Annotated in this window: 15 protein-coding genes; 9 read left to right on the forward strand and 6 right to left on the reverse strand. The window is 38.8% G+C overall.

What is annotated here, in order from left to right; translation table 11 throughout:
• A partial coding sequence (locus tag HP439_RS11615; protein ID WP_172390506.1) for a DUF2400 family protein occupies nucleotides 1-485 on the reverse strand: 485 nt, incomplete at its 3' end.
• A 163-nt stretch (nucleotides 486-648) separates the two neighbouring features.
• Here HP439_RS11615 and rlmF point away from each other — a divergent pair.
• A complete protein-coding gene (gene rlmF / locus HP439_RS11620; RefSeq protein WP_172390507.1) occupies nucleotides 649-1,557 on the forward strand; it encodes a 23S rRNA (adenine(1618)-N(6))-methyltransferase RlmF in 909 nt (302 codons plus the stop codon).
• Nucleotides 1,558-1,612: 55 nt separating this feature from the next.
• Here rlmF and glmM read toward each other — a convergent pair whose 3' ends face one another.
• Entirely contained in the window at nucleotides 1,613-2,995 is a 1,383-nt protein-coding gene (gene glmM, locus HP439_RS11625; protein ID WP_172390508.1) for a phosphoglucosamine mutase, read from the reverse strand.
• A 173-nt stretch (nucleotides 2,996-3,168) separates the two neighbouring features.
• On the opposite strand from glmM, the gene HP439_RS11630 reads away from it, so the two are divergent.
• From HP439_RS11630 to HP439_RS11655, 6 genes are all read left to right on the forward strand, one after another.
• Nucleotides 3,169-3,768, forward strand: coding sequence for a phosphatase PAP2 family protein (locus HP439_RS11630; protein ID WP_172390509.1), 600 nt, complete (start codon nucleotides 3,169-3,171; stop codon nucleotides 3,766-3,768).
• Nucleotides 3,765-4,583, forward strand: coding sequence for a ZIP family metal transporter (locus tag HP439_RS11635; RefSeq protein WP_172390510.1), 819 nt, complete (start codon nucleotides 3,765-3,767; stop codon nucleotides 4,581-4,583). The genes HP439_RS11630 and HP439_RS11635 overlap by 4 nt, the downstream gene beginning before the upstream one ends.
• Nucleotides 4,584-5,447: 864 nt before the next feature.
• Complete coding sequence (locus HP439_RS11640) at nucleotides 5,448-5,684, forward strand: FeoA family protein (RefSeq protein WP_172390511.1); 237 nt, start codon at nucleotides 5,448-5,450, stop codon at nucleotides 5,682-5,684.
• A gap of 2 nt (nucleotides 5,685-5,686) precedes the next feature.
• Nucleotides 5,687-7,789, forward strand: coding sequence for a ferrous iron transport protein B (gene feoB, locus HP439_RS11645; RefSeq protein WP_172390512.1), 2,103 nt, complete (start codon nucleotides 5,687-5,689; stop codon nucleotides 7,787-7,789).
• Between the two features lie 232 nt (nucleotides 7,790-8,021).
• A complete protein-coding gene (locus HP439_RS11650) occupies nucleotides 8,022-9,623 on the forward strand; it encodes a DUF4139 domain-containing protein (protein ID WP_172390513.1) in 1,602 nt (533 codons plus the stop codon).
• 254 nt (nucleotides 9,624-9,877) lie between these two features.
• Nucleotides 9,878-11,302: an amino acid permease gene (locus tag HP439_RS11655; RefSeq protein ID WP_172390514.1), complete on the forward strand. Its 1,425-nt coding sequence runs from the start codon at nucleotides 9,878-9,880 to the stop codon at nucleotides 11,300-11,302.
• A gap of 110 nt (nucleotides 11,303-11,412) precedes the next feature.
• Here the strand turns inward: HP439_RS11655 and HP439_RS11660 are convergent, their stop codons facing one another.
• A complete protein-coding gene (locus HP439_RS11660) occupies nucleotides 11,413-12,267 on the reverse strand; it encodes an aminotransferase class IV (protein ID WP_172390515.1) in 855 nt (284 codons plus the stop codon).
• A 20-nt stretch (nucleotides 12,268-12,287) separates the two neighbouring features.
• On the reverse strand, nucleotides 12,288-13,322 hold the full coding sequence (locus HP439_RS11665; RefSeq protein WP_172390516.1) for an RluA family pseudouridine synthase: 1,035 nt from the start codon (nucleotides 13,320-13,322) through the stop codon (nucleotides 12,288-12,290).
• 52 nt (nucleotides 13,323-13,374) lie between these two features.
• Between HP439_RS11665 and HP439_RS11670 the strand changes: the two genes are divergently transcribed.
• The gene (locus HP439_RS11670; RefSeq protein ID WP_172390517.1) at nucleotides 13,375-14,262 is read left to right on the forward strand and encodes a 1-aminocyclopropane-1-carboxylate deaminase/D-cysteine desulfhydrase; all 888 of its coding nucleotides are present in this window, start codon (nucleotides 13,375-13,377) and stop codon (nucleotides 14,260-14,262) included.
• 19 nt (nucleotides 14,263-14,281) lie between these two features.
• On the opposite strand, the gene HP439_RS11675 is transcribed toward HP439_RS11670, so the two are convergent.
• Entirely contained in the window at nucleotides 14,282-14,923 is a 642-nt protein-coding gene (locus HP439_RS11675; RefSeq protein ID WP_172390518.1) for a carbohydrate-binding family 9-like protein, read from the reverse strand.
• Between the two features lie 12 nt (nucleotides 14,924-14,935).
• Nucleotides 14,936-16,051, reverse strand: a complete 1,116-nt coding sequence (locus tag HP439_RS11680; protein ID WP_172390519.1) for a phosphotransferase enzyme family protein — start codon at nucleotides 16,049-16,051, stop codon at nucleotides 14,936-14,938.
• A gap of 243 nt (nucleotides 16,052-16,294) precedes the next feature.
• Here HP439_RS11680 and HP439_RS11685 point away from each other — a divergent pair.
• The coding region (locus HP439_RS11685) for a CNNM domain-containing protein (protein WP_172390520.1) at nucleotides 16,295-16,584 on the forward strand (290 nt) is incomplete at its 3' end.

Below are 16,584 nucleotides of genomic sequence, written 5' to 3' on the forward strand. Positions count from 1 at the left end.
GGCGAACTAACATGCTTCATCGTACGTATTGGGAAATCTGTCAAGGAAAAAAAATAATTTTTAAATTCATCAAGACTCTTTTCCATAGAGAAAACACTTGAAGAAGATTGATCTAATAGAAACGCATCCTCCAAAGACTCGAATTGACTGTAGTGAAAATTTAAGAATGAAACGAAATAAAGTAAATCGGTATCGTTAAACGTTCGATGTTTAAATCCTAAAAGCTGCTTAAGGTCACTATCATGGTGGCCACGAATGAATTCAGCCGGATGACCATCAAACCGATCGATTAATTCTTTACATTTGTTGACGATCGTTTTTCGCTGCCCCCACGCTAAAATAGAAGCAAAAAAACCCATAATCTCAATATCCTGTTGATTCGTGAAAAGATGCGGGATACAGATAGGATCGTTCTCAATAAACGATGGTGTGTTAAATGCTTCTACTTTTCGGTCTAAAAAGTCTTTAATATCAAAATCTGCCATTTCCTGAAGTAAGTCGCGTATACGTATAAAAAACTTGTGTATTTGAATGTGGTACTTAGCTTCATTAAAAAATAGAGGCTAGTTTTCGGAAAGATAGTACTATGATCTGACAATCGCGAAACCCAACAAATTTTGTGGTACCTTTGTTCCAAAATTAAACAATATGTCGCATTCCCCACAAAAGAAATCACTCCATCCACGAAATTTACATGGAAACGGTTATGACCTAAGAAAACTCGTAACTAAGAATCCTGCCCTCAAAGAATATATAATACTCACACCGGGAGGAACGGAATCGATTGATTTTGGGGACCCAGATGCTGTTTTTGAACTTAACAAAAGTATACTACAAAAGTATTATGAAATTGAGCATTGGTCGATCTTAAAAAATAGTCTTTGTCCGCCCATACCAGGGAGAGCGGACTACATTCATCATCTAGCGGATCTACTTGCAGAGGACAACAATGGAGTTATCCCTAAAGGCAAAAATATCAAAATCCTAGACATAGGAACAGGTTCTTCCTGTATCTATCCTATACTTGGACAAAGACTATATCAATGGACTTTTGTAGGTACTGACATAGATATAAATGCGATTCAACACGCACAGTCTATCTTGAAAAACAATGTAAACTTGAAGAAAAATATCGATTTACGTTTTCAAGAAGAAAAAGAGAATATATTTACAGGGATTATAGAAAAATCTGACCGTTTTCACGCCGTTGTATGTAACCCACCTTTTTTTAAATCGCGAGAAGATAATTGGTCGAAATCGACTAAGAAGTTCCACAATCTTAACAAAAAACCATCAGCCATACCTGTCCAAAATTTCGGTGGACATCCGAATGAGCTTTGGTGTGAAGGAGGTGAACGTCAATTTGTGCGTACGATGATTTATCAGAGTATGGAGTACAAAGACCAGTTAGGCTGGACAACCTCGCTATTATCCGATAAAGATAATATAAAACCACTTGTCGCAATTTTGGAATATCACAAAGCAGCTCATGTAAAAATAATTCCAATGACACAAGGGAATAAGACTATTCGTATACTTGCCTGGAAGTGGAATTAATATAGAGCATTATTAATAAAACAGACGATCAAAATTGACCGTCTGTTTTATTAAATTACTTAATTATTTGCTGAATCTCTGCTATAATTCGATTTGCGGTATCCTCTGCGTCTTGCTGTGTCGGACCTTCAGAATAGATACGGATAATCGGTTCTGTATTTGACTTGCGTAAATGAACCCATGTATCTGCAAAATCTATCTTCAAACCATCGATCGTGCTGTGCTCTTCATCTTTATATTTCTCTTGCATTGCAGCTAACAAGCCATCGATATCCAAATTCGGTGTTAAGGTAATTTTATTCTTAGACATATAATACTGGGGCAAGCTCGCGCGATACGTAGAGGCAGTAACACCCAGTTTTGCTAAATGACTTAAGAAAATAGCTACTCCCACCAATGCGTCTCGACCGTAGTGTGAGTCTGGGTAAATTACTCCTCCATTGCCTTCTCCGCCGATAACAGCGTCCACTTCCTTCATTTTAGTAACAACATTTACTTCACCTACCGCTGCCGCGTAATAGTTTCCTCCATGTTTATGGGTTACGTCGCGAAGCGCACGTGTGGAAGATAAATTTGAAACTGTGTTGCCGGGTGTTTTAGAAAGAATATAATCCGCAACACCGACCAATGTGTATTCCTCACCAAAAAGCTCACCGTTTTCCATCATGAACACCAATCTGTCTACATCTGGATCTACCGCAATTCCAAGGTCGGCACCGTTGCTTATAACAGCATCGGATAAATCTGTCAAATGCTCCTTTAAAGGCTCAGGATTGTGCGGAAATTTACCATTGGGCTCACAATGAATCTTATAGATGGTCTCAACACCCAAAGCTGTCAGCAAAGCTGGAATAAAAAAGCCGCCTGTACTATTCACTGCATCTACCGCTATTTTAAAATTAGCGGAACGGATAGCTTCAACGTCAACAATCGGTAAAGCTAACACAGCGTCAATATGTTTTTGTAGATATGATTCGTCACTACGCTCAGTCCCAAGCTCCTCTACCTGAGAAAAATCAAACTCTAAACTTTCACCAAGCCGAAGAACTTCTTGTCCTTCCAAATCACTTATGAACTCTCCTTTACTATTTAGAAGTTTCAAGGCGTTCCATTGTCCCGGATTATGAGAAGCTGTTAAAATTATTCCTCCGGCAGCATTTTCCATCGGCACCGCCAGCTCAACCGTTGGTGTAGTTGAAAGCCCTAAATTAATAACATTTGCTCCGATACTTTGTAAAGTACCAACGACCAAATTGCTAACCATTTCGCCAGATTCACGCGCATCGCGTCCAACAACAATCGTTTTACTATCCGAGCTGCCTAATAGGATCCGTCCGAAAGCTGCAGTAAATTTAACAATATCAATTGGGGTAAGACCGTCTCCCGCCTTGCCGCCAATCGTCCCTCGAATACCTGAAATCGATTTTATAAGCGTCATATATATTCCTTTTTCAGGTAAAAATAGCTTTATAGAACAAATATTCCTATAAAACTTTCACATTTACCAGTAAAGATGTACTTTCGTTGCAACACTGTTTCATTTAGAAAATATAGTTAATGTTGCTTATTTTTCTTTATTTTTAAAAACGTAAAAAAACATCTACACAACATATGTGGAATCAACTTGTTCAATTTGACCAGGATCTTTTTCTGGCGGTCAACCAAGGGTTGAGTAATCCCTTTTTCGATTGGCTGTTACCAATCCTCCGAAACCCCTATACATGGGCTCCTCTATACCTTTTTCTCATTATTTTCTTCATTAAACATTACGGGAAAATGGGAATCTTCGTTGTTCTGTTCACATTAGCAAATTTTGGAATTTCTGATGCCGTTTCCTCACATGTAATAAAGAAAAACGTCAAACGAATCCGTCCATGCAATGATTTAGTCTTTAAAAACGAAGTGAATATTCGTGTGCGTTGCGGTTCTGGGTATAGCTTTACCTCTTCTCACGCAACAAATCATTTTGCGATGGCCTTTTTCTGGATAGTACTTTTTCGACGACGCTGGAAACATGTTTTATGGCTCGCGATAACATGGGCAACACTGATCAGCGTCTCACAAATCTATGTTGGTGTGCACTACCCCCTAGACATTCTTGCCGGATCTGCACTTGGCATATTAATAGGCATTGGCGTGGGTCTTCTTTTTAAGCGATTTTTCCCTTCTTTTTTTAACAGCATAGATTCTCCTCAGCAGGCTTCTGTATGAACTCGTACCTAATTGTTACCATATTATTTATTTCGGCCTTTGTCGCTGGATTAACCGTTTTTTTCGTGAAAAGGGACAATACATCATTGCTGAAGCTTATCTTATCCTTTAGCGGTGCATATCTATTCAGCATCACTGTATTACACCTAATACCACACGCGTATATTAGTAACAGTACCAGCCCCGAAATTATCGGTCTCTATATACTTGGTGGATTTTTATTTCAGTTGGTCTTGGAACAATTCTCTCAGGGTATTGAACATGGCCATATACATCACCATGATCACGCCGTTTTTCCGCTAGGCATTATGATCAGCCTTTGTCTCCATGCTTTCTTGGAGGGCATGCCGCTTGCTGCGGGTCACCAGTCTGAGCTCGTATTTGGCATCGCTATTCATCATATTCCTGCAGCATTTGCATTGGGCAGTTTGCTAATAAACACACGCCTATCACGATCAAAAATAACATTTTTCGTATTTATATTTGCAGCGATGACACCTTTGGGTTTTGTCACCAGTAAAGGGATTAGCGAAGGAGATATTGGTAATATCGCAAAATATTTTGATAAAATAATGGCAATTGTTATCGGAATCTTCTTACATATTTCAACGACAATCCTTTTTGAATCAGGATCTGCCGATCATCATAAATTTAATCGCAAAAAATTAGTAGCCGTATTATTGGGAGTCGTTGTTTCACTTTTTAACTTCCTGTTCGAAGATGGTCATGACCACGCACACGAAAGTGACAATACACATCAAATTGAACAACATGATAATCACGACCACGGAGACAAACATGATCACGCGCATTAGCTATTTTCGATTCCGATGACTTGTGGTCGGAACTTATTCACTCATAAGCTGTGCAAAAATACGGTTATATGTTTGGACAATATTGCATATGAGAGAAGAAAATGAACGATCTTCCTCTTGATTGATATGTTGGAACATGGATTATGTGTCTAAAAATTATGGAGACACTGTACACAAAAGATCTCCGATTTTCAGTAGAAAACCGTAATAACTTACTAGAATTCTGACTCGGAAACGAGAGGAGGTGTTAATGTCTAAAAATGGTGTTTATTAAGGACGTTTCCGAAATAGAGGGCATCTGTTAACAAGCACTCGTCGGCGTGATATGCTATCATCAAAGCCACCCTATCCTTTGCGCTATCTCAATGTCTATCCGGGTACTTTATTAAGAAGGTCGCTCAACAATAGAGCTTGGCCTTCACTAAGATTATTCAACAGTAGATCGTTTAACATCGCACCATACTCAATACCCTCGAAATCAAGACCCTACTGTGTTAAATATAAATATCGGTGTGTTGTTCATCATACATGAACGCAAAAGTTTGTTAGTCGTCGGCTTCGGTAACTGACCACTCTGTATCCGCAGAGCATTAAAACACTGTAACGTGTTATCTGATTTAACCGCCCGCTTTTCCGAACTAAGACTTAACCAACTTGACGTAAAAAGAATATTAACAGTAAATTTGTGCCAATCATTCGTAAATTTCATTACTTTAACTTCGTCCTCTATTCTCATTTATTTAAGATTTAAACAAAAGTGTGACATCGACAAGACCGTAGAACAATTCTAAATTAGCTATCTTTGGATTCAAATAAAATTGATCGAGATACGAATACATATTTTAAAATCTTTTAACACTACAAATGCAAGAAAGTTTCAAATTGGATGCCCTGAGAGTCGGAGAAGTTGCAACAATTAGGTCGGTCGATAACAAAGTTGTGCCATCAAAATTTTTTGAGTTAGGCCTTTTACCTGGAACCACAATCGAGATAAAACACAAAGCTCCGTTTAGCGGTCCTATTGGACTTCACATCCATAGCTCTAACACATTAGTGGCTATCCGTAAATCAGAAGCAGCACATATTTTTGTAAGCAAGTAACTATGAATAACCCCATTATAGCGCTATTGGGTAACCCCAATGTCGGTAAAACATCTTTATTTAACCGCATCACCAAACTTCATCAAAAGGTAGGAAATTATCCTGGGATTACCGTCGAAAAAAGAGAAGGCTCCCTTAAAGCAAATGGTAAGAATTACACAATAGTGGATCTACCAGGTACCTATACCCTATTCCCTACCTCGCTAGATGAAGAAATTGTGTTTAACACACTCGCCGATAAAAACAATAAATATTATCCGGATCTCGTTGTTGTCGTGGGTGAACCAAACAATCTCGCGCGCTCAATTATATTGTATCAACAAGCACGTGAACTTGGTCTACAGGCAATTTTCGTCATCAATATGATTGATGAGCTAAGCGCAAAGGGCATAAACATCGATTATAATAAATTGGAGGCTTTTTTGCGTTGTAAAGTGTACACAACCGACGCTCGCAACGGCAAAGGGATTAAGGAACTTATTACTGCATTCGATGATCGCCCTGGCGCATACGTTGGAAATTTCAATATTGATCCGAAATACCTCGCGCCAATACAGGAAGCAAAAGCTTTGTTCCCCCTTCTTACGGAATATCAGACATGGCAATACCTCGTACAAGATAAAGTTAGTTTTCTTTCGAAAGAACAACATAATTCCATCCTCAAAATACGCGAGAAACACAACCTGTCCGCAAATGACCTGCAGAAACACGAAGTATTAATACGTCATAAATTGGTCGATGAGCAGACAGCGGCTTTCATTAATAAGATTGAAAATCAACATTTAAACAAAACAAACGCAATAGATAAATTTCTGTTGCACCCAATTATCGGATATATAATCTTCTTTTTAATATTATTTTTCACATTCCAATTAGTGTTTACACTATCTACGCCAATAATGGATTGGATTGATGAAAATTTCTCTGCCTTGGTGAATTACACTTCTACTATTCTACCCGAGGGCCCGATCTCGGACCTTATTACACAGGGGATCCTTGCCGGTATTGGTGGAATAGTGATTTTTATTCCTCAAATCGCCATTCTGTTTTTGTTAGTGTCACTAATGGAAGAAACAGGATATATGAGTCGAGTTGTATTCTTAATGGATCGATGGCTAAGGCCTTACGGTTTAAACGGTAAATCCGTAATCCCTCTTATTTCGGGAATAGGTTGTGCCGTCCCCGCCATCATGTCTGCTCGAAATATTGAGAACACAAAAGAACGGTTACTGACCATGTTGGTAACACCATTTATGACCTGTGCAGCACGTCTGCCGATATATATTGTACTTATCGGTTTAGTGATTCCTAATGAGTCGTTTTTAGGATTTGGTCTGCAAGGTTTAGTCCTGACTTTACTTTATATATTAGGTGTAGTAGCGGCGCTAGTATCTGCCTGGATATTAAACTACGTGATCAAAAACGAACATAGAAGCTTTTTAATATTTGAACTTCCTTCATACAAGTCTCCCGATTGGAAAAACGTTGTAACGAACATTTGGGATAAAACTTCAAGTTTTATATTTGGTGCTGGTAAAATAATTTTGGCAATGTCTGTCGTGTTATGGGTGCTAGGAAGCTTTGGTCCCAATGACAAATTCAGCGAAGCTGAAAGATATGTTGTCCAGGCCAATCCTAATTTGAGTGACCATCATCTTGAAGAAGAGGTAGCTTCATTTAAACTCGAGCACTCGTTTCTTGGTTATATTGGAATGGGAATCGAGCCTATAGTTGAACCTCTTGGATATGACTGGAAAATGGGAATTGGTTTGGTTTCGTCTTTCGCCGCACGTGAAGTATTTGTAGCGACTATGGCCACGGTCTATAGTTTAGGAGAGGACATCGATATTGAAGACGAAACTCAAAAGGAGACTTTATTTAGCCGAATGCGATCAGAAACAAATAGAAATACAGGTTTACCCGCTTACAATCTAGCCTCGGGCGTATCATTATTACTGTTTTACGCGTTTGCGATGCAATGCATGAGCACCATCGCCACAGTCAAAAGAGAAACGGGATCATGGAAATGGACAATCTTCCAAACGGTCATGATGACAGGAGTCGCTTATGTATTTGCATTTATTGCATACCAAACTCTAAAATAATATAATTATGGAACTTTACATTCAATATGGAATTATCGGAATTATCTTTATCGTAGCGTCCATTTTTCTTGCAAAAAGAATGTTCCCTTCTAATCAAAAAGGGGGGTGCTCCAAAGGATGTGGATGTGGAATAGCCGTAACTGAGAATCAAAAAAAGTAGCCTTGAGCTACTTTTTTTTTCCCTATTGTGGAATCATGCTCTTTGCTGCATCCGTTGTGAAAAATAAAGAGCATGAAAAATAAACGTTCCTTTCTGGTAGTTGTCGGAGCTATATTGACCACGACTACTTTCGCACAAGATCATCTGCAAGTAAAAACCGATTTAGAAAATGTCACTGTCTTTACAAACAGCGCTGAATTAAACCACAAAGCCTCTGTTAACTTACCTACGGGAAGCAGTGAAATTATTTTCACACATGTCGCCTCCGATATCGATGAGAATACGATTCAGATCGGATCGAACGCTGCGGTAACCATCTTATCCGTTCGATACACTAAAAACTATATTACCCAAACTAATAAAACAGAGGAATATATCAAATTCGAGAACATCTTTAAAAAAGAAAAAAATAAGTTGATCGAATTAGAGAATGCTAAAGAAACGGAAGAATCTGTCCTGAAGCTTTTAGAGAAAAACCAAAAAATATCATCAGAGAATTCTGGCACAACCGTGGCCGAGTTAATAAGGATGACAGAATATTACCAACCGAAATACCTTAAGGTAAAAAATAACATCAGTAGAATTGAAGAAAATATAGTTTTACAAGCACCGATTGTGCAAAATGCCAAAGACCAGCTGGAAGAACTCAAAGGCCAAACATTGGCTGCCGGTGGACAACTCGTCGTACAAGTCATGAACACCAATGCAGGAATAAAACCTTTCACGATTGCTTACCTCGCCTCCAGCGCCGGATGGAACGCAACATACGACATACGCGCAGATGATTTAAATGGGCCGGTGCATATTATTTATAAAGCGAATGTATCCCAAAATACGGGTGTGGATTGGAATAATGTGCGACTCCGCTTGTCCTCGGGTAACCCATCTCAAGGAGGAATTCTACCGGTACTTCAACCATGGCAATTATACTTCAACCAACCATTCACAGGGTATATTGGGCGAGAGTCAACGCAGATTCTCGACGAAGTAAGCGTAGTTTCAAATATAAAAAGGTCAGCTGCAAATATTAAAATGTCATCCCCGCCAGTCGTACAAACCGAAAATCAAATGCATACTTCATTTGATATCGAGCTCCCTTATACGATCATTTCGAACGGCAAAAAGCATGCTGTAGTTCTACGCGAGTACCAGACCCCTGCGAGCTATAAATATGTCTCTACTCCACGAGTCGATCAAGATGTGTACTTAACTGCCGAACTCACGAATTATGAGAAACTGAATCTTATACCCGGTGAATCAAATATTTTCGTCGAGAATACGATGGTTGGAAGAACCTATATAGATCCCAACAACACTTCTGACACCCTACAATTAAGCATGGGGCGTGACAAGCTAATACAAGTGAAACGCGAATTAATTAGCGAACTTTCTCAAACAAAAGTGTTTGGAAACAACAAAACACAGCGCTACACCTATGAAATCAGTTTAAAAAACAACAAGAAAATTCCCATTTCAGTTAAAATAAATGACCAATATCCACTTTCAACCGACAAAGCAATGGAAATTGAATTATTGGATAGAGATGGAGCAATTGTAAATTCACAAACCGGAATTCTCACGTGGGATATCGATTTGGCTCCCGGAGAAACAAAGAAAGTAAAATTTTCGTATTCAATTAAGTTTCCTAAAAACAAGCTTATTTCACATTATTAACACATTTATAGGTCTTCATAGTCAAGCTTTTGTAGCCAATTCCGTTGTGCTACGAAAGCTTGACTACATCTCCATCCCTAAATAGTTTTTGGCCAAAGAACTTTAATATACATTAGTAATTATTGTGTTGCACATTATTTACGTGGAGACTTAACTCTGATTGTCACTTAAGTTTTTCTTGAAAAACAGGATAATATTCCATTAGAAACATCTATCTTGCCATTAATTTTTAAATCGATAAGAATTAAAACAAATTGAAAACAGATACCACTGAAAATAAATCACTTAAACGAGGGCTTAGTAATAGACATATTCAATTAATAGCACTTGGAGGAGCGATCGGCACGGGTTTGTTCCTTGGCGTAGGACAAGCGGCCATTTTAGCGGGACCTTCCGTGATTTTAGGGTATGCGATAGCTGGAATTATTGCATTCTTTATTATGCGACAACTCGGTGAAATGGTTGTGCATGAACCCGTATCGGGTAGTTTCAGTTTTTTCGCAAATAAATATTGGGGGCCTTTTGGAGGCTACGCGTCGGGATGGAATTATTGGGTTCTCTATTTGCTCGTCAGTATGGCAGAGCTCACAGCGATTGGACATTATGTTCAATTTTGGTGGCCCGAGATCCCCTTATGGATCTCAAGTTTGTTTTTCTTTATTGTCATCAATGCCTTAAACTTAGCGTCTGTAAAAGTCTACGGAGAGACAGAGTTTTGGTTTTCCATTATCAAGGTAATCGCCATAATAGCAATGATATTCTTTGGGTCCTATTTATTAATTACAGGAAACGGAGGCGAACATGCAACGCTGAAAAACCTTACCAACGACGGTGGTTTTTTCCCAAAAGGATGGTTAAGTTCCACAGAAGATGGTTCGTTCCAAGGTTTGCTAGCTGCCTTAGTAATGATTATGTTTTCTTTCGGAGGGCTTGAACTGGTCGGTATAACTGCGGCTGAAGCAGAAAATCCAGAAAAAAATATTCCAAAAGCGACTAACCAAGTGTTATGGCGTATTTTAATATTCTATATAGGCTCGTTGGTTATTTTATTTTCGCTCATGCCTTGGCGAAGTATGACCCCAGAGACCAGTCCCTTTGTTGAGGTGTTTGCCACTCTTAAAGGTATGCAATTCGAGCTTTTAGGATCGACATATTACTTCACGAATATCATTGCAAACGCTCTGAATCTCATTGTGCTCACCGCGGCATTATCTGTATATAACAGTTGTGTTTACAGTAATTCACGAATGCTTTACGGTTTAGCCGAACAAAAAAATGCACCAAGATTTTTGACAAAACTCAATAAAAATCACTCTCCTATCAACGCTATCCTCGTCTCCGCAGGGTTGGTTGCAGTATGTATTGTTGTCAACAAAATAGTTCCTGAAAAAGCTCTTGAAGTATTGATGAGTCTAGTTGTCTCTTCACTCGTTATTAACTGGATCATGATCTGTTTAACACATCTTTTTTTCAAAAAACAAATAGGGTTGAATAATGAAAAATCGTTATTTCCGTCCCTTTTTTATCCGATAACCAATTATATTTGCTTGCTATTTCTACTAGGTGTGCTGATAATGATGTGGTATACTGGATTAAAGATATCTGTTGAATTAATCCCTGTTTGGTTGATACTCCTATACGTCTCCTATCTACTGGTACAACGTAACAAAATCAAATAAAACGTATAATACTGTATTCGAAAGCGAAAAAAAAGCGTGATGTTAGTCACGCTATTCGGCCCATTTTATGACAGACCGTATTTTATACCCAAAATAAAGTTAATTATCTCTTATTCATCGTTATAATTCCAATTTATTAGCTTTTCTTGTAATATTCTTGAGATCTTGTTAAAATATCTCTTTTGTTTATATCCCATCACCCATTGAACTCCTTGTGTCGCATTGGTACAAAATATTTCGTCGGCCTGCTTCATAATCTGGGGGTCAATCTGCGCTTCTACAACAGGAATCCCCTCGTCATTTGCCATGTCCATTACCACACGACGCATCACCCCGTCAATGCAAGCCTCGGATAAGGCAGGGGTATAAAGAGTTTTTTCGAAATACACGAAAATGTTCGAAGTCAACGCTTCACATAAAAATCCTTCTTGGTTCAAAATAAGTACCTCATCGAAAGCATATTTTTTCTTATGAACTCCCGCCAATACGTAGATCAGTGCATTATTAGATTTCACATGTGAGAGATCGCTGAAGGGTTTCTTCACATCGGTAAAAAGATCAATAATCAACCCCATCTTTTTGTCCCGTAGGGATGTAGGTATTTGTGATAACTGGATACAAAAAACAGGTTTGTTCGTCTCCGGCGAGTAAAGTCCCCCTCCGGCTCTAAATACACTGAAACGAACACGCAACTGCTGACCAATAACATTGTTCTTTCTGGCTAATTCATCCACTTTTGATCGGATAAAAAAACGATCAAATTTTGTATTCTCTTCGAATTGCAACAATTGCATTCCTTTCTGCAACCTTTCAATATGAAAATCCAAGAATCGAATATCACCGTCTTTCCAAAGCATCGTTTCGAAGAGCCCATCACCATATCGCAAAGCCCTATTATCCATCGTCGCGACCGGTAAATCTGCGGCAATGATTTGCCCATCAAAATTTATATACTGTAATGACATACTATGTGTGTTCTTTAAAATTACTGATCAAGCAGGGAAGAATAGGAACGCCATTTATCAAGAACCCCCTGAAAATCTACGGGTAAAGGTACCTCAAAATTAACCACCTCTTTGCTCCGAGGATGAACAAATCCTAAATGTTGGGCGTGTAATGCTTGACGAGGCATAATCTGAAAACAATTTGCCACAAATTGCTTGTATTTGCTAAACGTCGTGCCTTTAAGTATTTTACTGCCCCCGTATAGTTCATCCGAAAATAAAGGATGTCCGATTGATTTCATATGTGCGCGTATCTGATGAGTACGACCTGTCTCCAGTGAACACTCAATCAAAGTAACATAACCAAAGCGCTCTAAGACGCGGTAATGCGTAACCGCCCACTTTCCTTTCTCGGGGTCATCATAGACATCCATCACTCGACGATCTTTTAGACTTCGTCCAATATATCCAGTCACTGTCCCATCTTCCATTAAATCTCCCCACACTAACGCTCTGTATTTTCGATTTATTGTGTGATCATAAAACTGCTTTGCTAAAACGGTCATCGCCCATTCCGTTTTGGCTATAACGAGTAGTCCGGAAGTATCTTTATCGATCCTGTGTACAAGACCAGGTCTACCAATGTTACCAGGGAGAGTAGGCAGCTTATTAAAATGAAAAGTTAAAGCATTAACCAATGTACCGGTGTAGTTGTTATACCCAGGATGAACAACCATGCCAGCTTGCTTATTAACAATCAATAATTCATCATCTTCGTAAAGAATATCTAAAGGAATATCTTCGGGGTATACCTCGGTATCGCGAGGTGGTTCAGCTAAGACTAAAGTGACTACGTCAAATGGTTTGATTTTATAACTAGCTTTTGCCAAGTTGCCGTTTACAAACACCGTTTGCGCCTCAATGGCATTCTGAATCCGGTTTCGAGAGGTATTTTCCACTCTGTTCATCAAGAATTTATCCAATCGGAGCAACGCCTGCCCTTTATCCGCTTCAATACGATAGTGCTCAAAAAGCTCTCTGTCATCCTGTTCTTGAAAATCTATTTCCTCTGCCATCACGCAAAAGTATCGAAATCCTTTAAAATCTACTAACTTTGGCGATAGTATTATGTTGGCATTTGAATTTCACAGTCCGGAACAGGAAATAATATTTCCCCTATATAAACAAAACAACATTCGTGTCTTTGTAAAAAGAGACGATCTTATACATCCGTATATATCAGGCAACAAGTGGAGAAAACTCAAACATCCTGTTAATCAAGCGAAAAAACTAGCGAAACAAACACTAGTGACTTTCGGCGGGGCGTGGTCCAACCATCTTTTAGCAACCGCTGCAGCAGGGGCAGCTTTCAATTTTAAGACAATTGGTTTTGTCCGCGGCGAAGAAGTCGACAATCCAATATTAAAGCTATGTCAAATATTTGGAATGGAGCTGATTTTTGTTTCGAGGGAGACTTATAAGAATAAACGTCTCTTATTCGATGAAAATTTCGCACTCGATCCGCAAGCGTTTTACATTGACGAAGGAGGATATAGCGAACAGGGTGCGTTAGGATGCAAGGATGTTATTGGTGAACTCACGAGAACCTATGATCAGATATACTGTGCTGGTGGCACAGGGACGACGCTTGCCGGACTACAAATGGGCATCCAAGAAAACAAACTAGAAAGCATGCTAATCGGCGTTCCTGTACTAAAAGGAGGAAACTTTCTATTGGAGGAAATTGAAAAACTAGGAATCCAGACGAGGAGTCTTCCAAAATTATTACTCGATTATCATTTCGGGGGATATGCAAAGACAACTCCAGAACTAATTTCTTTCGTTAAGAATTTCACACGACAAACAGGAATACTCGTTGAACCCACCTACACAGGCAAACTCTTTTATGCCCTACACGACCAAATCCTTCAAGGACAAATAAAACCCCACTCCACCGTACTTGCTTTGCATACAGGAGGGCTCACCGGCATCCTGGGGTTACTAGATAAGTTTTAAGGAGGAAAACCAAGATAAGCTATTCGAAAACAATCTCACCAAAGAAGTTGGGTAAATGAAAATTTGGGGTTGGATGGTCAATTCTATTCCAAGAAATAAAGTGTGCACGTGGCAGATTGTCCCCGCATTTATAAAGATTAGCGTGTCCGCTGATATTGGCGAAACTAGTAATGTCTGCCGTATGAAATACTTCAACAGGCACAGCAAGAATGATTGACCATGTTTTCGTTCCAGAAGCACTAACAACCGACGTTGCTGTTCGAACCGTTTCGATTTGTTCGGCACTGAGGCGTTTTCTTTCTGATTTAACTGAACTCCCATAACCAATCAGCCCAGTGCCCAGCGGATTAAACTCTAAATTGTAATAGGTATGTTTGTTGTCAAACGAGATAAAAAATTCGACACAACTGTCCTCCCAAACCGATTCATTGGGACGAACGTACTGCGCTTTAATAAATTCCTCTTCGACAACAAAATGGAGATACATCGTTTTATTGTCATGAGCAATCTGAAAATTAACCAAAGGCTTATAGGGATATTCTTCCGACCAGTTGACATGGGCGATATTGTACCATGGCAAGTCAAACATGCAATTCTGCATCTGAAAATAAGTAAACGTGTCGACCTCCATGTTTATTTTTTTGACTAATAGACTACTCATAATTATATAGAATTAAACACTAATGCTGTCACTTAAAATCGCCGCTAACTGCTGTTTATGCAATTCTAATTCCTGCACTAATTTAAGCTGTGCGTTTGTCCTAACCAAATTATGTGTTGGATAATGGATTTTATAATATGTGTCGCCGTTTAAATAATCCGTTAAAAAGCGAACTGCCTGCATATACGGCAAAAGAAAAACACCATGTAGAAGTGAATCTAATTCATCTTCCGTCAAAAATTCTCGCGCTTCCCTCAAATAACCTTGGGAATACGCTTCGTAGAGCGGTATATTAAGAACAACCTTCGATAAATCTTCTTCATCCTCGGCGGTGGAATTAATAATAGTGCGAATAGCATCGCCAAAATCATAGGCTACGTACCCAGGCATGACAGTGTCCAAATCAATAACACATTGCACATTATCCTGCAAGTCTAGAAGTACATTGTTAAATTTCGTATCATTATGGGTAATACGAATCGGCAATTTTCCTGCGTTTCCCATTTTCAAGATCGTACGCATAGTATCCTCTCTATCAAAAATATACGCTAGGACGTCATTTACTTCTGATACTCGCCCTGCCGCATTCTCGGAAATAGCGGCGCGCAGATTGGTCATCCTGAAATCAATATTGTGAAAGTTCGGTAAGATTTCGATCAAGCCAGTAGCATCTAAATCAGATAATTTCTTCTGAAAATCACCAAAAGCTTGGCCCCCGGAAAACGCTTGTGCTGGTGTTTCCACTATATCATAACTTTTGGTGTTCTCAATCAGAATGAACATTCTCCAAAAACTATTTTCCTCGTCCTGGAAAAACCAGTCTCCATCCTTTGTCGGAATAAGAGTCAACGTCTTTTTTTCTACGTTGGATTCCTGCCCTAGCAATATCAATTTACTCTTCAGATGGTCCAGTACGAGTTTTGTGTTAGCCATTAATCCAGCAACATTTTGAAAAATAAGGCTATTTATGCGTTGTAACAAGTAACGTTTTCCCCCTTCAACGTTAGTCGTCACACAGTAAGTATCGTTAATATGGCCAGAACCAAACCGTTCGACATTTTCTATATCTCCCTCAATTTCAAATTGATTCGCGGCATTTATCTTATCAATATTTTTATAATCAAACATTAGAAACTTTCAAAATTTAACATAATTCATGCTTATTCAATTGCAATATCATTAAATAAAATTGAAATCAAAAGAAACGAAACAACACAAACGTTTGCTCATTTTTCACCTATTTTTGTTTCCAAGAAAACGTATTAGCAAAAAGAATAATAACTCCTTTCTGCAAGAGATGTTCCCCTTTTTTCCGACTCGATAACCCATTCCAATAAAATATTTTGTATTTTAGGCTACAAAACTCCCTTTATGCTCACTGAGATTATAATTATCCTTTGCCTGATTGTTATTAATGGTATTTTATCTGCTTCTGAAATATCGATTGTATCTAGCAGGAAAGCCAGGCTGAAAGCCGCTGCTGAAACCTCCAATAACGCGAAGATTGCACTCAAATTAAAAGAAAATCCGAATCAGTTTCTCTCTACTATTCAAATAGGAATAACACTCATTGGAATATTAACGGGTTTTTTTAGTGGTGGCACGATTTCTAAATATCTAGCAGGATTTTTCAACAATGTACCGGCGTTACAAGGTTACAG

The organism is Sphingobacterium shayense (assembly GCF_013179575.1).
Classification (GTDB): domain Bacteria; phylum Bacteroidota; class Bacteroidia; order Sphingobacteriales; family Sphingobacteriaceae; genus Sphingobacterium; species Sphingobacterium shayense.